The following is a 19,081-nucleotide window of genomic DNA, read 5'->3' as shown; positions in this document are numbered from 1 at the left end:
AAAGTATGTTTTTGTTAAGCCATTCGCAAATAAGAATTACATCCCCCAAGAGAAAGAGGAAGAAGTAAAGCCGAAAATAGAAAAGAAGAAGATCGCATAAGAGTCAATTATAAAAGAAAGAGGAGAACAGTCTAAACAAGTTCATTCATTTGTGCAAAATCTCTTCTATCTGAAGGATTAATTGCGGTACGGGATTGTTTTTTCAATCTTGAATAAATCCCAGCTTCCTTTTTCTTGTTACTTTTCCCAATAGTCTTTCCAAACTCTTTGAGTGAGCAGACAAGAAAAGGTCCTTGTGCTAGCCCCCTTATTCTTTTTTTTGCAAAGCAAACCCCCACTTGCGTTAATTGAGTGGGGTTTCTGTTTTAGAAATCACGCTCTCTTTACCAAGAAAGCAAAACTTTCTTTTTTCTTCTGTGTGCTTTAAGACACTAACAATACGTAATTTTACATTTTTAAGACTGGCATTTCGCATATTATGGTTCTGCTTCCACGTTTGTGCTTTCCTTTTTTAGCAACAGCCTCCCTTTTAGTCTCTTTTCCTCCTTTGCTTCTGCGCATGCCGAAGAAGCACAAGCTGCGACATTGAGCAATACTAAGACTCCGCAGACATCCACTTCTTCCAGACGTCATGGAAAAATCTGTAAAACGAAGGTCGGTCTACGACCACACAAAAGAAAGGTTTTACAATGTGTTGGCTATGTGCATCTTGCAGCGCCCCATTATCAAGTTCATGGAGATGCGCATACATGGTGGAAAACGTGCGGATGAAAAAAACTACGCCAGAGGCCAAATCCCTGAACCCGGCGCCGTTCTAAGCTTTAAAGCAACAAAAAAAATGTTTTATGGCCATGTTGCCCTCGTTCGCTCTCAAGAAGACGATCGTACGATTCGTATTGACCACGCACATTGGGGCGCTAATCAAATCGACCATAATACCCGTGTAATTGACGTTTCTCCTAATAATGACTGGACCGCTGTCCGGGTTGCCTTACGTGGGAATCCAAGCCAATTCGGAAAAGTCTATCCAACCAATGGTTTTATTTATCCTTGGAGCAAGGAAAAAGAGAATGAACAGGAGGAAGACCGCTTGGGAAAGCCATTCGCCGGCAGGCCAGTCGTGCAAGTAAACTTCAGGCTTCCAAGCCAAGTGAAATAGCACCTAAGTTGGACGGTCATCCCGATGGTAGGGGTGACCTTCTAAAATAGATTGCGATCTAAAAAGCTGCTCCATCAACATGACACGCACAAGCATGTGTGGCCATGTCATTTTACCCAATGAAATCGTAAAATTTGCGCGCTCCAACAGCGCACGGTCTAACCCTTGTGCGCCCCCAATCACGAATCGAAGATTTTTACCTGTTTCCTGCCATTCACGCATTTTATCTGCCAGCGCAAGACTATCTAAATTCTTACCTGCCAAATCCAATGCAATTACGAACTCATCCTCTTTACAGGTGTCTAAAAGAGCAACATTCTCACGATGTTTCTGCTCTGCGGATGACGTACCGCCAACATGTATCTCTTTAATCTCTAAATTTAAACGCAAACGTGTTTGGTAACGCTTAAAAAGAGATTCTTCTGGCGTCCCACGCATTTTTCCAATGGCGGAAATCGCCATAGACTGGCTCATCCTTCAACAACCTCAACGCTACCTTTATCAAAAGCAGCACTCCAAATTTTTTCAATGGAATAAAGCTCTCGCTTTTCAGGAAGAAGAAGATGTATCACGATGTCTCCGCCATCCAACACAATCCAGCCACTTTCAACTTCTAAGCCTTCAATCGAGCTTGTCTCGTTCCATTCTTTAAAAAGTGATTTTAAATGATAGGCCATGGCGACCAGCTGGCGTTGAGACTCCCCAACTGCAACAATCATTCGCTGTGCAAAATTAGACTGTTTGCCAATATCTAAAGTCACAATATCCAACGCCTTATCATCATCAAGACTCTCTTCGATCTTAGCAATTCTTTCGTCAAGGGCGAGTGTGTATTTATTTTCTGTCATTTCTAAAACAGCTCCTTTTCGTTCTTTCTCTTATCTTACTCTATCTTCAATCAAATCTCAGATTTTTACAAAAATGAATTTTTAGCCCGAATTTCTGTGGAAGAAAGATTAACTTCTTTTCTATGAATAAAAACCCAATCTGGCGCACCTTTTATCCCAAGTGCTTGGGATTCTCTTTCTGGCCTTTGCCAATGGCGTATCCATGAGGCAGAAGGCGATTTCAAGGCCTCTTTATTCGATCCAGGTCTGGCAAAAACAGCGATAGGAACAGATTTAATTAATGCTTTTCCACGATACCATTTGCACAAATCAGGCAAATTATCCGATCCCATCAACCAAATAAAACGAATATTAGGAAAATTTCTCTTAAGATGTTCAAGAGTTAAAAATGTCTTCTGAGTGCCATATCGCTGTTCAATCCCTGTTGCGATAATTCTAACCCCATCTGCCAATTTTTCAGCGGATTCCAACCTTTCCTCAAATGAGGCCATTTTTGACCAGACTTAAAAGGATTCCGGGGGAAACCATTAGCCACACTTGTTGAAGATTAAGGGCACGCAAAGCCCGCTCAGCAAGAGAAATATGCCCCTTATGCGCTGGATTAAAAGAGCCTCAAGGATGCCAATACGCATTTTCTCTAGCCTTAAAGCGGTGAAAGCTCTCTCTTAGACATTAAAGCGGAAATGAAGAATATCCCCATCTGCGACAATATATTCTTTACCTTCAATTCTGGCTTGCCAGCTTCTTTTGCGCCAACTTCTCCGTTGAATTCAACGTAATCTTTATAAGCATCGCTTCGCACGCAATAAAACCACGCTCAAAATCATTATGAATCACAGCAGCGGCTTGAGGCGCTTTCGTCCCTTCTGTAATTGTCCAAGCTCTGGTTTCTTTAGGACCAACGGTAAATAGGTTCTTAACCCAAGAAGCTGGTATCCCGCCGCAATGACCTGATCAAGACCCGATTGTGAGAGACCAAGATCACTTAAAAATTCAGCGCGGTCCTCAAGAGGAAGCTGACTGACTTCGGCTTCAATGGCGCAGAAACAACAACAATCCCTGCTTTTTCTTCCAATGCCTTTGCACGCACTTTCTCAACGAAAGGATTTACAGTCTCGGCCTCTCCTGAGATTTCATCCTCTCCCACATTACAAACATATAAACAGGCTTTGTCGTCAAAAGCTGAAGCTGATTAATTTCTTTCTCTTTACCTTCAACTTTAGCCGCTCTTGCTGGCTTTCCTTCTCGCAAGACTTCTAAAAGGGGCGCTGCGAGTTCTAACTGCTCTTTTGAAAGACGGTCACCGCCTTTGGCTCTTTTTTCCCAATTCACGACACGCTTTTTCGAGGCTTTCCAAATCCGAAGCATCAATTCTGTTTCATGATTTCAGCATCGCGCAGAGGATCAACACTGCTTCAACATGGGTAACATCCCATTTTCAAAACAGCGAAGCACATGAATAATCGCATCAACTTCACGAATATTGGCGAGAAACTGATTTCCAAGCCCTTCACCTTTTGAAGCCCCTCTTACAAGGCCTGCAATATCAACAAACTCTAAACTTGTTGGCAAAATTTTCTGTGACTTTCCAACTTTACACAAAATCTCTAAACGAGGGTCTGGCACTGCAACACGGCCAACATTTGGCTCAATCGTACAAAAAGGATAATTTGCCGCCTGCGCCCCGACTGTTGCGGTTAGCGCATTAAATAAGGTTGATTTTCCGACATTAGGCAATCCCACAATTCACAATTAAACCCCATGTCTTTTGTACTCCTACCTTAATTTAACTTTTAGAATTATTTAGATGTTTTAGATTCTTGAGCAGCCTTCAAGGCAGCTGCCAAAGCATTGTCTACATTTCCTGCTGATCAAAAATAAATTTCTGCTTTTCAACAATCTTTTTCTCTTTTTCATGCAGAGCCTTAGCTTCTTGATTGCTTTTTCAAGCGCTACGCCTTCAAGCTTTTCTTCTTTAACTTGGCTTCCCGCCCAAAGGCCTGCTTTTCTGCAAGCTTACCTGTCAGTCCTTCTGGCGTGCCCAGCGCCAGCACAACAGACTCATCGGCAAGATGATCTAACCAAATATCCAAATCTTTACGCTGCTCTTCGGGAAAATTTCCCATCACATAGGAAACGACCAAGGCACGATCCCCTGGATGACCTATCCCAAGGCGAATACGCCAATAATCTGGATTGCCAGAAAGGTCACGGATAGAACGGAGACCATTGTGCCCCGCAATCCCGCCGCCTTTTTTAATCCGGCATTTCCCCCATGGCAGATCCATCTCATCATGAAAAACAAATACTTGCTCATGCGGAATTTTATAAAACTGCATCGCTGGCACGACAGAACGGCCAGAAAGATTCATAAAGGTGAGAGGCTTGAGGAGCAAGACAGACTCACCTGCAATTTTCCCCTCTGCAATCTCACCATTAAAACGGGCACGCCATGGCGAAAAGCCATGACGTTCCGCAATGCGATCGAGGGCCATAAAACCAATATTATGCCGATGAAAGCGATAATTGGCTCCCGGATTTCCGAGACCTACCCAAAGCTGCATTTGATTAGCCTTCAGCTGTTTCTGCTTCTGGAGCTTCCTCTGAAGCTTCTTCCTCATCCGCTTCAGCTTCTTCTGAAACAGGTGCGGCGATGCTCAAAATCACGAGATCTTCAAGATGCCCAACAGGCGTAATTCCTTCAATCCCTTAAGGTCTTCCCAACGAAGATTGTCAGCGATTTCAAGCGCAGCAATATCTGCAATGAAGTGCTCAGGAATATGTTCCACATCAACTTCGACTTCAACAGAATGGCGAATAAGATTAACAACACCACCAGCTCTAACACCTTGGCATTCTTCCTCGTTTTCAACAACGACTGGAATCTGGACGTGAACTTTCTGACCTGGACGCATACGCTGCAAATCAATATGCAATGGCGCATCTGTCACTGGGTGAAATTGAATTTCACGCATCAAAACAGGCTGACGGCGGTCTCCAAGCTGTACTTCGTACAGACGGGATTGCCAACCGCCACGGTTTAGCTCTTTATCAATGATACGAGGATCAATTTCAAAAAGGGCTGGCTCTCTCCCGCCACCGTAAATCACACCAGGGACTTTTCCGGCACGTCTCACTGCGCGGGCTGCCCCCTTACCTGCTTTCTCGCGCGGGGAAACTGGAAGTTTCTGCATTTCTGCCACGTTAAATACTCCATTAAATTAGTAAATGTGCTTTTCTTTTCTCTTGGGGAAAGCAAAGCACAAAATTAAATAAAATCCATCAACTAAAGAGGTCGAACCTCCAGGGGTGTTCGCACCTTACAGTGAAAAACTGCCTTGATAGGATATATGCCTTACGGGAAAATCAATTCTTTTTCAATCTTTTCTCGAAAGCACGCTCCATTATAGCTTAGGCTTTAATGAAGGAAAACTGCCGTCCTGCCAGAGCCAGTATTTCATCTTTTCTCAGACTCTCACGCCGATAACTCCACAGACGTAAATCTGAACATGTATCAAAACCAGAAACCGAAACTTTATCAACACCACGAGCAACTAAACGATGGAAGCAATAGCCTGGCAAGTTAAAATGGTATTTTCCCTTTTTGAACCCTTATAAAGCCAAGGCGAAGCCTCTTTGTCATGTGCATAAATTTTTTCAAGCATCTCTCCTGAGATTTCGTAAGAAGAGGCGGTTATACAAGGACCAATTGCCGCAACAATTTCTGTCGCCCCCAGCGACCTAAGGGCTTCAACGCCAGATTCAATAACGCCACTTACCGCCCCAAGCCATCCAGCATGCACAGCTGCAACAACCTTTTTACCCTGAGCTGTTTTTCCTTCCAACAAAAGAGGACCGCAATCTGCCGTTACAATGGCCGCAACAATATCAGATCGATCGGTTGCAATACCGTCCCCTTCTTCTGAAAATGGCGTATCTAGTGCATCACCTTCTCGGATAATTTTTACCTTTGTGCCGTGAACTTGTTTCATCGCCTGTACGGGAAGACCGTGAATCTGCCAAACTTTCTTATCCCCCTGCCTAACGAAAGAGGCTGGCTGCGCCAAAGGATATTTCTCGAATAACTCTTCACTCACAACAGGCAACGGTGGCAGTCCTGCCTTAATCGTTCCAAATCCGTGTGGCTGGCTCAAAAGGCTAGAAGTTATAAAAGCAGGATTTTGCATAAATATCCCCAGTTTATTTTGCACGTTTAAAAAGAGGAGAGATTATCTTTCTCTGTTCTGACCAATTCTCAGGCACTGGCGTCAGATTATCTCCCTCAAAAGGCAAATGACGAAACGCCTGCACCATCATATAAATACCAAATAAAAGCATTGGTACTGAAAGAATCTGCCCCATTGTAACACCGCCTGCTAGAAAACCGATATTCCAATCAGGCTCACGGAAACATTCACAGAACATTCTTGCCGAGGCATAACCACTCAAAAAAAGCCCTGCGGTAAAACCTGGACGAGAGCGCAAAGCGGGCCTCGAAATCGAAAACAGAAGAACAGAGAAAAGAAGAAGTCCCTCCATCAAAGCTTCATAAATCTCAGACGGATGCCGTGGAAGCGAATCAACATGGGGATAGATCATTGCCCATGGAAGCCCCTCCATCTGGACAGGGCGCCCCCAAAGCTCGCCATTGATAAAATTTGCACAACGTCCCAACCCTAGGCCAATTGGAATAAGAGTCACGACACGATCTGAGAAAGCAAGAAAACTGATTTTCTCCTTATACGAAAACCATGCCAGAGCCAGCACAACACCTAAACAGCCTCCGTGAAAAGACATACCGCCATTCCAAACCACAAAAATCTCTAAAGGGTGGGTTAAATAAAAAAATGGCTGATAACAAAGGACATAACCGAGACGCCCTCCTAAAATCACCCCTAAAATGGCAAAAAAGAGAAAATCATCCACCTGCTTCCGAGTCGCTGCCACAGGACGAAGCGAGCATAATTTATGTGCAATCGGCATTGCCAATAAAAAGGCCGTCATATAGGCCAAACCATACCAGCGGACAGCACACCAAATCAGTGTTATTGAAAGCGGATGCAATCCTGGAACGGGAAAAGGTAAATGAAACGCAACCGCATCAAATTCAGGAAAGATAAGTGGTGAAGACATGTTCTTAAAAATAAATCCTTGAAAGCGCTTTTAAAGAAGGAAAGAGGCCATTTACACAAAGAATATTAGAGATTCTTCTCTTCTGTACGAAGATATTTCCGTACATATTCTTTGATTCCCTTTTCAAGGGAGGTGAATTCAAATTGATACCCACTTTGGCGGAGAAGCGTTAGGTCTGCCTCTGTAAAATTCTGATACTGCTTTTTCAGCTGTTCTGGAGGGTCTATAAACTCTATTTCTTCTGGAACGCCAAACTCACGACAAAGACATTTTGCCATATCTAAAAAAGAACGGGCCTTACCTGTCCCTGCATTAAAAAGACCACTAGTTGCCGGATGATAAAAGAACCATAAAAAAAGCTGAACAATATCACCAACCCAGACAAAATCTCTTAACTGTCCACCGTCCGCAATGCCCTCACCTGTTGATTTAAACAAGCGCGGCTTTTCTCCCTGACGAAGTGTTCTCGCAATTTGACAGGCAACTGACTGCATCGAGCCTTTATGATATTCATTTGGGCCATAAACATTGAAGAATTTCAACCCAACCCATTGGGGAGGGGCTGGACGTTTATTCTCAAGTTCACGGGCCACCCACAAATCAAAGGACTGCTTTGTCCAGCCATATAGATTTAAGGGTTTAAGTTCCTTAATCGCCCCTATCCCATCTTTAAATTCTTCTGCTTTATCCGCAGCGCCATAGGTTGCAGCAGACGAAGCGTAAAAGAAAGGAATATTCCGATGGGCACAGAAACGCCATAAATCTTGTGAGAAACTGACATTTGTATGCCAAGCCAAGTCCCCATCACGCACAGTCGTTGCACTGATGGCTCCTAAATGAAAAACGCCATGCACAGCGCCCCGTGGCAAACTTTTAAGGAAAGCCATGGCATATTCTGGATCAATAATCTGATCCGGCGGGTGGGAATGAAGGTTTCGCCACTTCTTCCCATCGCGCAGTCTATCTATAACAATTGTTCGACGCCCTCTTGCTGCCAACGCAGCCTGAAGACATGAGCCGATAAATCCGGCTCCACCAGTGACGATAAGCATAGAGACTGTTATACTCATGTTTTAATATATCTGCCTAGTCTGGCACTCTTGTCTTTTCTTCTCAAAAAGAAATTTTAAGAAGCTCTAAAGACGCAATTAAAACGTGAAATGGATAAAACGATAATGAAGTCCGCTCTTTTGAATGACTTAGCTGGTTTCGCTGGTGCCGCTTATTCCGTTGCAAACGGCGTTCGGGAAGAAATTAAAACCGTCGCAAAAAACCAAATAAACGGCCTAAGCGCACGCATGGATCTTGTCCCTCGCTCTGAACTCGACACGGTTGAAATTCTAGCTCAAAAAACAAGAGAAGAAACAGACACACTAAAAAAACAAATTACCGACATGCAGGCGCATATTAATGAACTCCAAGAGCGTCTGACAACTCTTGAAGATGCTATCACAAGCTGAGACCTCTTGATATTCTCTCCTAATTTAACCTTTTAAAACTTTCGGGCTTTGTTCTGTTTATGACTCAAAATATGCCAACTTCAAATCGTCCTTTTATTCTCATGATTGGTTGCGGACGCATGGGAAGCGCAATGCTCAATGGATGGCTTAAAGCCAACCTTCCCTTTGATTTTGCTGTTTTTAAACGCACAAAACCAGAAAACTTTCCCTCAAATGTTAAGCTTTTTCTAGAGAGTGAAGCGCTTAAAAATCTTCCTAAAATTCCAGATATGATTGTCTTGGCTGTAAAACCTAATATGACAAAAAAAATTTTAGGACTTCTCTCAGAAGTTCTTACCCCCGAAAAGCTTCAGCAATCTTGCCTTTTTTCTGTCATGGCTGGCATTAAAACAACACAGCTCACCGCCCTTGCGCACGGCGCACCTGCAATCGCTGTCATGCCAAATATTGCAGCCGAGCTTCGAGCTTCAGCAACAAGCCTTTTCATTCCACCAGAAACAAATCCCAAGACGAAAAAACTTGCGCTCCAATTGGTTGAAGCCTTTGGCAGTGCCGTCCCACTCCGAAAAGAAGAGGAAATTCAGCCGGCAATTGGTCTCGCAGGTTCTGGCTCTGCCTATGTTTTTCTCCTTGCTGAACTCTTGGAACAAGCGGGGGTAAAAAATGGCCTTGGAAAAGATGAAGCAAGAAAACTTTCTCGAGATATGATCTATGGTGCTGGCGTTTTGCTTAAAAATAGCCCGTCCACGGCAACAGCCCTGCGTGAACAAGTCACAAGCCCAAATGGAACCACCGCCGCAGCGCTCTCCGTTCTTATGACACCAGAAAACTGGCCAAATTCTGTGAATGAAGCTGTCAAAGCGGCGATCAAACGCACTCAGGAACTTTCAAACGAAGGCTAATACCAAAAATCTTTCAATCTCAAGGGATTTACCTATGCAAGCTGCCGCAAATTCAGAAAATTTTTCCAATACAGAGGATTGGGACGATTTTGATATTTTCCAAGAATCCTCTGATTCTGCTCAAATTCCCTCTGAATTTGCCGAGGATCTCTTAAAGCAGCATGTGCGCAGCAAAGAAGCCTACGAAGAATTTTCGTCTAATTTTTTAGAAGCCGCAATGGTTTTAGCCGACGAAAAAGGGTGGCAGAATTTTACATTAAAAGATGTTGCCAATGAGGCGGATATCCCTTTTTCATGGGTAAGAGAGCATATTCCAACTAAAGTAGCACTTTTTAAACGCCTCAACCGGCAAATCGACCAAAATGCCTTCAAAAGCAATGATTCTCTAAAAGGGGTAGCCTTACGGGACAATGTTTTTAATCTCTTCATGCGTCGCTGTGATGGATTACAGGCCCATCGTCAAGGCTTTCTCTCCCTTTTGCACACGATCCCTTTATCTCCATCGCTTGGAAGCGAATTTCTTACTGGAAATGTCGAATCTGTCACATGGATTGCAGATATTGCAGGCCTTGACCGAAAAGGCATTAAAGGATTTTTCCGCCTTCAAGCCTTAGGAATTTTATGGGCTAAGGTTTTACGTTGCTGGGCAAAAGACGAAAATGAAGAGCTTGAATCGACAATGATTGCCTTGAATGAAGGACTAGATCAGCTGGAAAAATTTAACCTTCTTATTTCACAGGAAATAGAAAATTAACGAAAAAATAAAAAAAATCCTTTCCCCCCCTTTACGAAGCCCCTAAGAACATTATAAACAGGGCTCACATCTTCTCCTTCAGGAGAGGCATCGTGCCCTGTCTTAAATCCACTAAATAAGTTAGTGAGCGATGAAATGGATATTGGGGTGTAGCCAAGCGGTAAGGCAGCGGATTTTGATTCCGCCATGCGGAGGTTCGAATCCTCCCACCCCAGCCATGTTTCCAAAAGTTAAAAATCTCTTCTTTGGATATTCTTTTGAATTTTCTTGTGCTTTTGGGGTATTATAAAAAATTCTAAGTTTCTTTGCCGCAGAAAGTTTATATCTAGCTATGCCTGAAATGCCATTTGATCAGAGAGAACACTCTGCCCACCCTCACTCTTTTAACCAGATACGAGATGCTGCGGATAGTGCCAACTTGATTCCCCATACAGAGCTTGACCGTATGCATCGAATTGTTGGTATCATTTCCCGTATTTCGTTCGGTGTTGCAAGTATCGTACTTATTCTACTTGCCTATGTTCTTCTTTATTACGGTATTCGTGATCTCTATCTCTTTTTAATGAATGACACCGCACATCATGATGATATTAAAAATCTGATTCTACGTACGGTAAGTTATGTCGTTGTTGCAATCGCCGTTTTTGACGTTGCTAAATTTTTCATTGAAGATGAGGTCATTAAAGATTCGGACAAACTTAGTGAATGGCAGATTCGAAATAGTCTAAGTAAATTTATTACAACTGTCATTATTGCGGTTTTTGTCGAAGGCTTAGTTGGTATCTTTGAAGAAGGTGTCGGTGGTGGCATCAATGTTCTTTACCCAGCCTCTCTCCTGGTTGTTGGCTCTTTAATTGTCTTTATCATGGGGGTCTATCAGAAAATGACACGCAATGTCCTTTTAGCGGAACGAAAGAGAACCCAAATCCAACGCATCAGAACAGCGCACGATCACTCAGATCATACCGAAGAATAAAACGTAAAAAAGGAGACTGAATTCAGTCTCCTTTTTTAAAGCTAACATGCAAAATTTTTATTTCTTGCAGCAACCGCGGGATCTTTTAATAAGAAACAAAACGGCCAAGACGACTAAAGCCAAGACAATTTTACATTTATGTTTTGCAAAACAGCAGGAAGACTTTTCTCCAAAATCATCCAAACCGAAATCTTGCATATCATCCAACTCTTCGAGCAAAATATCCTCAGAAGGCTCTCTTCCCATTGCAGAAGAAACCGCTTTTTCAATACTATCGTGAACATTCACATTTTGTTCTGACATATAAAACCTTACAACGACTTAAAATTAAAAGGAGCAGATAAATTTCACTTCATCTCTCATAGACACAGCTTGATTTTCTCACTCCCTCTCTCATTGGACAAGCCCTTAAACAGGTGGTTGGGCTAAAAAAAGTTTAATTGCAAAATAAAGCAATGAAATCCCCGCAATGCGGTCTATCCAAACAGCACTTTTTCCTTTTTTTAGCCATATTGAAGCTGGCTGAGCAAAAAGCGCCAAACTCGTAAAAATAGAAAAAGCGACCAGCATCTGTAAAAAAGTTAAAATAAGTGTAAAGAATTGAATATCCTGCTCTTTGGGAATAAAAGCTGGAAAAACAAATAAAAACAAAAAACCAATCATTGGATTAAAGAGATTTGTCATCAAACCTTGCCCATAGGCTGTGAGTAAAGAAGCTCTTGGCGTGTTTATCACATTGTCCAAATTTGCAGTATCGGAAATCAAATCCTTGGGCTTGCTCAAGATTGAGCGCAGAGCAAGATAAAGGAGATATAAGACACCTGCCCATTTTAAAACGATGAAGGCCTGTTTAAAATGAAATAGCAAAGCGCTTAATCCTAAAATCGTCGCAATGCCCCAAAAGAATAAAGAGGTCAAAATGCCTAAAATGACCCCAAAAGAAAAGCGAAAACCATCTTTGATCGCAGAGCGAAGAACCAAAATCATATCTGGCCCCGGTGTTGCCGCTAAAAAAAGAGAAGCAACAGTGTAAGCAAGTAAGGAAGAAAGAATAGAGGATGTCATTAAAATTTTATCTTTAAGCCCAAAAGAAAAGTGTAGTCTAAAGAATTTTAAAAGAGATTAAAGTTCTGTTTTCTGAGTATCTCTGCCAAAATCCCTAAATGAGTATATACTTGTTTTTTCTCATCAAAATTAAGTAATTTCTTTTTTTTATTTATCTATCACTTATAATGCGCAACAAATCTGCTCTAGCAATTCTCATTCTCTGTGTTTAGTATTCTCAAAGAAATGAAATTATATCCTAATAAGCGCTCCCATTTGGTGAGGAAAAATTTATGACTATTGAATCTGCTGCTAAGAACGGCCACTCAACGGACTTACGTTCTGAATTAAGGGCATTTACAACAGAAATTGTCAGCGCTTATGTCTCCGCACACACCGTCCCTGTGGAAAAGCTTTCTACACTTATCAGCGAAGTGTACAGCGCTCTGGAAGCAACCAATCAAGGAACAATTGCTTCAAACAATAAGCTTACACCGGCAATTGACCCAAAAAAATCTGTTTTTCCAGACTACATCATCTGTTTAGAAGACGGAAAAAAACTGAAACTTTTACGCCGTCATCTGAAATCTGTCTATAACATGACACCTGAGGAGTACCGAGCCCGCTGGTCACTTCCAACAAGCTATCCAATGGTGGCACCGAACTATGCAAAGCAACGCTCACAACTTGCGCAAAAAATCGGCCTTGGGCATCAAAAAAAATAAAATCTATCATATCTCAAACGTAAAAAGCCTGCTTAAATTCAAAGCAGGCTTTTTACGATTATATCAAAAACTCAATGCGAATTTGACATAATCGCTGTTGCACCAATCAAATCACCCTCAAAATGATCTTGTCCATCCTCATAATCTGAACATCCCTCTGTCGCCTTCACTGTTCGAATTTTAGCGCCTTCTATCTCCATAGAAACAGAGCAGGCTTTTCGATGAGCGTCTCCGTTATAGCTAATCACCAAATTATTTTCTTTTTGAGTCGCCTTTGCTGGCGTATCCGTTTGATAGCCTAAACTTAAATGCCCACTTGCCCCTTTTTCCGTGATAGCCCCAAATCCAAGAGATGGACTAATGAGCACAGCAAGTTGGTCATTTTTATTCATCTTAATAAAACAGAGTGCCTTCCCGGGAACATTCGCCTCTTTCCAGAGTTCTTCTAGCGTTTTACTGGAAAGATCTTTCTGCTCAATTAAAGGATTTTTTTCCTGAGCCTGAATGCCAGAATTTAGAGCAAAGACACCTATACCCAAACCCAAGAAAAATAACTTGTGCAGAGAAGTTTTCTTGTCCAACATCTTAGACCTCCAAAAGACTATCATTTTAAATCTGGTAACGCTCTTAATCCCTTTAAGGGAACGCTAAACGCACATTCTGCCCCATGCCAATAAGTGCAGTTTTTCTCACTTGCCTGAATGACTTTCCCATCCTTAAACTTTAGACCAACCTGACAAGACAAAGAATCTTTCGCAGACTGCCCTTCTTGATTTGCTTGGAAAAGAGTAAGTGTTTCCGCATGCTCATTAATCTTTTTTCGTGAAAAAACCTGTTTTAATTCTGGTGTATCTTGCCCCAAAGCGCCTGCGCAATTTTCTGTTTCTAAAACCAATTCAAAACGTAAGGTTTTAGGATTAAGCAATAAAAAACCATTTGCATTTTCCCAAAGATGATAGCCTTGCGGACTAAAACCTAAATCTTTTTTAGCCTGCATCACATCCGACTTAAAAAGCATCTTGGGTGTTTTATTGATTTCTTGTGCCCTTGCACGTTGAATGGCTTGGTTTTTCTTTTCCTGCACGGCTCGATTAGCTAATAAGACCTTTTCACGCTCTTTTAAAACTTTGGAAGTTGGTTTCGCATAACTGTCAAAAACAGGCGCAGAAACAGAATCTGATTTGCTTTCCAAAGCACTTAAAGTATCTGATAAATCTTTATCATCCTCTTTATCTGCTGATTCCTGCTGTCGTTCCTCAGATCCCACCTGAATTTTCTCCACTTCGGTATCTGAATCTAATGCCTTCGCAGAAGGTGCATGGTCTGAAGAAATGGAATTTTCTGAATGGGATGCATCACCATTCCACCAATGGCTTACCTCATTAACACCCTGATCAATATAGCCCGAAATGCCCGTATCTTTTGAAGTTTCAGCTTTATGATGGGCATGATGGGTAGCAACGTTATGTTCAAACAAAGCGTAAAGACTAGCCCCTGCGCCAAGCGTAAAAAGAATTAAAACAAACTTCTGAACGATACTTCTCTGACTCATACCCAACACCCTCTCTTATTCTCTATTTCTATTTTAATAATAAATCGTTTAAGAATTTACTTTGCTGGGTCACCACTAAAAGGAAGGTCTGGAATATGTGAAAAACTCCTGACATCCGGTGCTTTTTCTTGTTCGTTCTGATCTTTTAAAAGACTTTTTTCAAAACTTAACCCATTTTTTTCATTATATTTTTCACTCTGCTCTAAATAAAAATTAGCACTGAGGTCTACATACTTAATGACTTTAAATCGCATCGGAACAATTTTTTCACCTGTTTCTCTATCTTTATAAGAAAGAGGTTCTTCCCCTAATAAAATTGCTGTCGGACCGCTCACTGCTGGCGGTGTGCCCATTCCAAAACGAAAGGGTTCAGCACCAGGTTCAATCAAACGTGCTGGCTGATAATTTTTATAAAGAACACGCCCCCCTTCAACACGCTGAAAATTGGTTTCATTAAGCGCTAAAACAGTAAAGATACAATGTCCTTCAACTGCAAAAGGATCCTGCGTTTCTAACTGATATTCTGGAATACCATTACACGCTTCAAGAATATCTTTCCCCCAAAATTTTTGCATCTTCGCTAATTCGATTTCAGAGCCAGACCGACGGTACATCTCTGCTGCCTTGTTTACAGCAACGCCCTTTTCAATCATTTTAGCTTCAACAATAACCCTCTTAAAGTCAGCAGCATCCCAGCAACGGCCTTTTTGAAGACGAATAGCCTCTTTCAAAGATTTTGCAGAAACGCCAGAGACAGGGTCATCTGCGGCCTTCATATAACGTGAAAAAACCTCAAAATGCTGTTCCTTGTCCATGATGTCTTCTCGGGGAATCCCAAGACGTGAACTCCATTCCTCCACCATATAAGGTTTATTTAAGCCAATAGATGCAAATTGCATAATCGTTTGCCAACTATGAATGCCAGCGCGCCCCCACGCCACAGCGGCCATCACCCTCGTTGGAGAACGCAAGGGTAAATTCCCATCATCTACTGCGGCATAATCTTCAAATGTCCATCCAGCATCATGAATATTCTGATAATCTTCGTACAACAAGCCTGTTTTCTGCCACACCTCAAGGTCTGGGGCAGCATATTCTGGCGTCGCCGTCATGTACTGCATCTTAGAATGCACCATTTCAACAGGTGAAGCACAGCTTGCTAAAGAGAAAGGAAGTGCCCAGCAAAATATTCTGCGTAAAAAAGAAATATTACTCATTCCTCATCCTGATCTTTATCATCATCTACTTTTTTAAGATCACTCTGTTTTTTGACATCTGTATTTTTTGTTCCAGCTGGCCTCTTAATAGGAGGCGCCATTTTAGCACCAATCAGCGCTTTCGAAAGCAAATGCCCTTTAGATTCATAATCCGCACAGCCTGCACTTTCCTTCGCTGTCACAATCTCCCCTTGCTGAACTGTCATCGTAACTTCACAAGCACGATGCCCTGATTGTATCAACTGAAATAAAGTTAACTGATCTCCCTGATAAGAAACGAGTGGTGGATAGCGCTGATGATCTTTACCAAAAATGGGCTTTACTTTTCCAACTTCGCTAAAACTTAAAAGGCCAGAAGTAATTTTCGGGAAAATGAGTAAAACCACCTGCGTCGGCTTTTCGCCTGCAATGGAGGAAGGAATCTCATGTAAAAAAGTAAATGCCTCTTCATGCTCACGCGCACTATCCCAAACTTCCGACAAAGGACGCGTCTCATGATATGGCGCAGCCTTACTATCAGCCTTAATTTCCTCAAAACTACTATGAGGCAAAGCACTCTGTACTGGGAAAGCCGAAAGATTTAAAGGGATCAGAAAGGCAAATAAGAAAAAAAAGCAATAAAATAATCTGCCTTGTTTTAACCGCCGAGTAAATTCCAAGAAAATCCCTCCTTTTTATCTTTTTTCATAAGCATCCCACATATCGTTTTATACTAGCCTTACCCTAAAATGTAATGATAAAATCAAAGCAGAGTTTCTAAATTTAAGCCATTCTATTATCACGCTAATAAACTGGGTATGGGACAAAATGCTCGTGCAAAAAATCATCACATATTTTCTCATAGCCACATCTGGAATTTCCATCGCAGGATGTATGGTTCCCGATCCTGATCGCTATCCTGATTTAGATAACAATCCCCACATTGTCTCTAAAGATAATATTGCTTATTTGAATGCTTCCATCAATCATAAAGATAGCATTCCCAAACCTATCAAATCCATGTCAGCCCTCTCACCTGTAAACCGTCAGCGCCTCTCTGAAATTGGCATTATCATTCCAAACGATCCAAACACGATCAGTCGCTATTTGACGCTTTATTTTACAGATGGCACTTCGGACTCTGGTGTTCTTGTCGAGTTTCTTCATGGCAACTATGCGCCTGTCAAAACAATCTGGTTTTCAAGCAGTATGATTGTACATGCCCTGCATTTGCATGATGATCAGCTCGAAAATGCGAAACAAGGAAAAGACTGGGCTGGTCCCGACTTTTACAATCCCAAAATTCAAGCTTGTGTTGCGAGAGTCACCGCACAGGGTTTAACAGAAGAATACCCATTCCAAAGTTGGAACTATTGTTCCGATCCGCAAACAAAAAAAGATCTCACGCCTAGAAGAAACTATCTACACTGGCTCTGGGATTGGGTTTAATCCAATCTAAATAGCGGGTGGTTCATCAAAAAACTCTGTTGCGGCAACCTTTAAACTCACACCATGGTGCATTTTATCTGCGATTTGAAGTGTCTCCTCAAGATGCGTCCATTCTTTTGGATAGGCTTCGTTAATCCGATTCATAATCTCAGCAGGAACACCTTTACGCACAGCACCCCTCAAAGTAACAAGCGCTTCTAAATTCGTTAAGGCCTCTTGTAAATTCTGTTTTACTTCGTCCTCATCAGGAACTTCACCTTGCTTTGTCGTAGGAATTTTCCCTTTTTCGAAAGCATTTGTTGGAACACCTAAGGTCTCCACCCAGTTATCTAACTCAATCGGTGTCTCAATTTCAGAATGAACAGCCTTCACAATAAAATCTGGCTGATAATCTGCCTGCACCCAAACAGAAATCTGTTTATCCGAAACTTCTTCTAAACGTAACGTTTGATATTGAGAAAAAGGTAATCCTTTTTTTAAGAACATACGGCAAGTACTATAAGGCGCATTCGCAATACGCCAGTTTTCATCACGGACGCACGCCGAATTATACTTGAAGACATTATCCGATACTTTTGATGTAAAGTATGTTTTTGTTAAGCCATTCGCAAAATAAGAATTACATCCCCCAAGAGAAAGAGGAAGAAGTAAAGCCGAAAATAGAAAAGAAGAAGATCGCATAAAGAGTCAATTATAAAAGGAAAGAGGAGAACAGTCTAAACAAGTTCATTCATTTGTGCAAAATCTCTTCTATCTGAAGGATTAATTGCGGTACGGGATTGTTTTTTCAATCTTGAATAAATCCCAGCTTCCTTTTTCTTGTTACTTTTCCCAATAGTCTTCCAAACTCTTTGAGTGAGCAGACAAGAACTAAAGGTCTACTTGTGCTAGCTCCCCCTTAATTCTTTTTTTGCAAAGCAAACCCCCCACTTGCGTTAATTGAGTGGGGGGTTTGTTTTAAGAGATGTGCCTTAGTAGCGGGGGGCGACCTACTTTTCCGCGTCTTGAGACGAAGTATCATTGGCGCTGAGGGGTTTAACCATCGAGTTCGGGATGGGATCGGGTTTGGGACCCTCGCCATAACCCCCCGCCGCTGAGGCACATCTGATAGGGATTGTTATAGAAGAGAAGTAAGATTGAAGAAGTTATTAAGAGATGCGTTTGGTTTGTATTGAATACAAAGCTGGAGAGGTCTGGGGGATTAGTATCTGTAAGCTTCATCCATTGCTGGACTTTCACACCAGACCTATTAACGTTGTGGTCTTCAACGCCCCAAAAAGACCTTATCTTAAGGCTGGTTTCCCGCTTAGATGCTTTCAGCGGTTATCCATTCCGAACTTGGCTACCCAGCCATGCCACTGGCGTGACAACTGGTGCACCAGAGGTTCGTTCATTCCGGTCCTCTCGTACTAGGAACAAATCCTTTCAAGTCTTAACGCCCACGGCAGATAGGGACCGAACTGTCTCACGACGTTCTAAACCCAGCTCACGTACCACTTTAATCGGCGAACAGCCGAACCCTTGGGACCTGCTTCAGCCCCGGGATGTGATGAGCCGACATCGAGGTGCCAAACCTCCCCGTCGATGTGAACTCTTGGGGGAGATCAGCCTGTTATCCCTAGAGTACCTTTTATCCGTTGAGCGATGGCCCTTCCACAAGGAACCACCGGATCACTATGGCCGACTTTCGTCTCTGCTCGAGCTGTCACTCTCACAGTCAGGCAGGCTTATGCCATTGCACTCAAAATCCGATTTCCAACCGGACTGAGCCTACCATCGCGCGCCTCCGTTACATTTTGGGAGGCGACCGCCCCAGTCAAACTGCCCACCATGCAGGGTCCTGGCCCGTGCTAAACAGGCTCAGTTAGACAACAGAAACATTC

The 19,081-nt window shown here is 42.4% G+C and carries 23 protein-coding genes, 1 tRNA gene, 2 rRNA genes and 3 pseudogenes (1 of these 29 running past the window's edge); 8 read left to right on the top strand and 21 right to left on the bottom strand.

The window, feature by feature from the left end; translation table 11 throughout:
• The first annotated feature begins 739 nt into the window (after positions 1-739).
• Positions 740-1,159 carry a hypothetical protein gene (locus FAI40_06235; protein ID QCE34971.1) on the top strand — a complete coding sequence of 140 codons (420 nt, stop codon included), beginning with the start codon at positions 740-742 and terminating at the stop codon, positions 1,157-1,159.
• A gap of 3 nt (positions 1,160-1,162) precedes the next feature.
• Here the strand turns inward: FAI40_06235 and FAI40_06230 are convergent, their stop codons facing one another.
• The 12 genes and pseudogenes from FAI40_06230 to rfaD form a co-directional block, all read right to left on the bottom strand.
• Positions 1,163-1,621 (bottom strand): 23S rRNA (pseudouridine(1915)-N(3))-methyltransferase RlmH, encoded by a 459-nt coding sequence (locus FAI40_06230; GenBank protein ID QCE34970.1) that lies wholly within the window; start codon positions 1,619-1,621, stop codon positions 1,163-1,165.
• An 8-nt stretch (positions 1,622-1,629) separates the two neighbouring features.
• Entirely contained in the window at positions 1,630-2,007 is a 378-nt protein-coding gene (rsfS, locus tag FAI40_06225; GenBank protein ID QCE34969.1) for a ribosome silencing factor, read from the bottom strand.
• 65 nt (positions 2,008-2,072) lie between these two features.
• Positions 2,073-2,498: a nicotinate-nicotinamide nucleotide adenylyltransferase gene (locus FAI40_06220; GenBank protein QCE34968.1), complete on the bottom strand. Its 426-nt coding sequence runs from the start codon at positions 2,496-2,498 to the stop codon at positions 2,073-2,075.
• The gene (locus FAI40_06215) at positions 2,485-2,589 is read right to left on the bottom strand and encodes a hypothetical protein (protein ID QCE35765.1); all 105 of its coding nucleotides are present in this window, start codon (positions 2,587-2,589) and stop codon (positions 2,485-2,487) included. The genes FAI40_06220 and FAI40_06215 overlap by 14 nt, the downstream gene beginning before the upstream one ends.
• A gap of 83 nt (positions 2,590-2,672) precedes the next feature.
• Positions 2,673-3,044 (bottom strand): annotated as a pseudogene (locus tag FAI40_06210) (DUF933 domain-containing protein).
• A pseudogene (gene ychF / locus FAI40_06205) lies at positions 2,993-3,770 on the bottom strand (redox-regulated ATPase YchF). Before ychF ends, FAI40_06210 begins: the two co-directional pseudogenes overlap by 52 nt.
• A gap of 189 nt (positions 3,771-3,959) precedes the next feature.
• Positions 3,960-4,571 carry an aminoacyl-tRNA hydrolase gene (locus FAI40_06200; GenBank protein ID QCE34967.1) on the bottom strand — a complete coding sequence of 204 codons (612 nt, stop codon included), beginning with the start codon at positions 4,569-4,571 and terminating at the stop codon, positions 3,960-3,962.
• A 4-nt stretch (positions 4,572-4,575) separates the two neighbouring features.
• A pseudogene (locus tag FAI40_06195) lies at positions 4,576-5,210 on the bottom strand (50S ribosomal protein L25/general stress protein Ctc).
• A 208-nt stretch (positions 5,211-5,418) separates the two neighbouring features.
• A complete protein-coding gene (locus tag FAI40_06190; GenBank protein QCE34966.1) occupies positions 5,419-5,589 on the bottom strand; it encodes a hypothetical protein in 171 nt (56 codons plus the stop codon).
• Positions 5,562-6,194, bottom strand: coding sequence for a laccase domain-containing protein (locus FAI40_06185; GenBank protein ID QCE34965.1), 633 nt, complete (start codon positions 6,192-6,194; stop codon positions 5,562-5,564). Before FAI40_06185 ends, FAI40_06190 begins: the two co-directional genes overlap by 28 nt.
• Positions 6,195-6,207: 13 nt before the next feature.
• Complete coding sequence (locus FAI40_06180; protein ID QCE34964.1) at positions 6,208-7,140, bottom strand: prolipoprotein diacylglyceryl transferase; 933 nt, start codon at positions 7,138-7,140, stop codon at positions 6,208-6,210.
• 65 nt (positions 7,141-7,205) lie between these two features.
• Positions 7,206-8,192, bottom strand: coding sequence for an ADP-glyceromanno-heptose 6-epimerase (rfaD, locus tag FAI40_06175; GenBank protein QCE35764.1), 987 nt, complete (start codon positions 8,190-8,192; stop codon positions 7,206-7,208).
• 108 nt (positions 8,193-8,300) lie between these two features.
• Here rfaD and FAI40_06170 point away from each other — a divergent pair, with 108 nt between their 5' ends.
• The 5 genes from FAI40_06170 (at position 8,301) to FAI40_06150 (ending at position 11,232) form a co-directional block, all read left to right on the top strand.
• A complete protein-coding gene (locus FAI40_06170; GenBank protein ID QCE34963.1) occupies positions 8,301-8,600 on the top strand; it encodes an accessory factor UbiK family protein in 300 nt (99 codons plus the stop codon).
• 59 nt (positions 8,601-8,659) lie between these two features.
• Positions 8,660-9,502 carry a pyrroline-5-carboxylate reductase gene (gene proC, locus FAI40_06165; protein QCE34962.1) on the top strand — a complete coding sequence of 281 codons (843 nt, stop codon included), beginning with the start codon at positions 8,660-8,662 and terminating at the stop codon, positions 9,500-9,502.
• Positions 9,503-9,536: 34 nt separating this feature from the next.
• Positions 9,537-10,256, top strand: coding sequence for a helix-turn-helix transcriptional regulator (locus tag FAI40_06160; GenBank protein QCE34961.1), 720 nt, complete (start codon positions 9,537-9,539; stop codon positions 10,254-10,256).
• A 143-nt stretch (positions 10,257-10,399) separates the two neighbouring features.
• Positions 10,400-10,474 (top strand) — tRNA-Gln (locus FAI40_06155).
• 227 nt (positions 10,475-10,701) lie between these two features.
• Positions 10,702-11,232 carry a hypothetical protein gene (locus FAI40_06150; GenBank protein ID QCE35763.1) on the top strand — a complete coding sequence of 177 codons (531 nt, stop codon included), beginning with the start codon at positions 10,702-10,704 and terminating at the stop codon, positions 11,230-11,232.
• A 57-nt stretch (positions 11,233-11,289) separates the two neighbouring features.
• On the opposite strand, the gene FAI40_06145 is transcribed toward FAI40_06150, so the two are convergent.
• On the bottom strand, positions 11,290-11,535 hold the full coding sequence (locus FAI40_06145) for a hypothetical protein (protein QCE34960.1): 246 nt from the start codon (positions 11,533-11,535) through the stop codon (positions 11,290-11,292).
• A gap of 105 nt (positions 11,536-11,640) precedes the next feature.
• On the bottom strand, positions 11,641-12,297 hold the full coding sequence (locus FAI40_06140; protein QCE34959.1) for a LysE family translocator: 657 nt from the start codon (positions 12,295-12,297) through the stop codon (positions 11,641-11,643).
• A gap of 272 nt (positions 12,298-12,569) precedes the next feature.
• On the opposite strand from FAI40_06140, the gene FAI40_06135 reads away from it, so the two are divergent.
• A complete protein-coding gene (locus FAI40_06135; GenBank protein ID QCE34958.1) occupies positions 12,570-13,001 on the top strand; it encodes a MucR family transcriptional regulator in 432 nt (143 codons plus the stop codon).
• 71 nt (positions 13,002-13,072) lie between these two features.
• Here the strand turns inward: FAI40_06135 and FAI40_06130 are convergent, their stop codons facing one another.
• The 4 genes from FAI40_06130 to FAI40_06115 are packed head-to-tail and all read right to left on the bottom strand — an operon-like array spanning position 13,073 to position 16,321.
• Positions 13,073-13,585: a hypothetical protein gene (locus FAI40_06130; protein QCE34957.1), complete on the bottom strand. Its 513-nt coding sequence runs from the start codon at positions 13,583-13,585 to the stop codon at positions 13,073-13,075.
• A 20-nt stretch (positions 13,586-13,605) separates the two neighbouring features.
• The gene (locus FAI40_06125) at positions 13,606-14,553 is read right to left on the bottom strand and encodes a hypothetical protein (protein QCE34956.1); all 948 of its coding nucleotides are present in this window, start codon (positions 14,551-14,553) and stop codon (positions 13,606-13,608) included.
• 56 nt (positions 14,554-14,609) lie between these two features.
• Positions 14,610-15,770, bottom strand: coding sequence for a hypothetical protein (locus tag FAI40_06120; protein QCE34955.1), 1,161 nt, complete (start codon positions 15,768-15,770; stop codon positions 14,610-14,612).
• Positions 15,767-16,321 (bottom strand): hypothetical protein, encoded by a 555-nt coding sequence (locus FAI40_06115; protein ID QCE34954.1) that lies wholly within the window; start codon positions 16,319-16,321, stop codon positions 15,767-15,769. Before FAI40_06115 ends, FAI40_06120 begins: the two co-directional genes overlap by 4 nt.
• 256 nt (positions 16,322-16,577) lie before the next feature.
• Here FAI40_06115 and FAI40_06110 point away from each other — a divergent pair, with 256 nt between their 5' ends.
• Positions 16,578-17,198, top strand: a complete 621-nt coding sequence (locus tag FAI40_06110; protein ID QCE34953.1) for a hypothetical protein — start codon at positions 16,578-16,580, stop codon at positions 17,196-17,198.
• 6 nt (positions 17,199-17,204) lie between these two features.
• Here the strand turns inward: FAI40_06110 and FAI40_06105 are convergent, their stop codons facing one another.
• The 3 genes from FAI40_06105 to FAI40_06095 form a co-directional block, all read right to left on the bottom strand.
• Entirely contained in the window at positions 17,205-17,879 is a 675-nt protein-coding gene (locus FAI40_06105) for a hypothetical protein (GenBank protein ID QCE34952.1), read from the bottom strand.
• Positions 17,880-18,174: 295 nt separating this feature from the next.
• Positions 18,175-18,289, bottom strand: a 5S ribosomal RNA gene (gene rrf, locus FAI40_06100).
• 103 nt (positions 18,290-18,392) lie between these two features.
• Positions 18,393-19,081, bottom strand: a 23S ribosomal RNA gene (locus FAI40_06095) (it continues 2,040 nt past the right edge of the window).

This window comes from Acetobacteraceae bacterium, from assembly GCA_004843345.1.
Classification (GTDB): Bacteria; Pseudomonadota; Alphaproteobacteria; order Acetobacterales; family Acetobacteraceae.
This window is presented reverse-complemented; position numbering and strand designations above follow the sequence as displayed.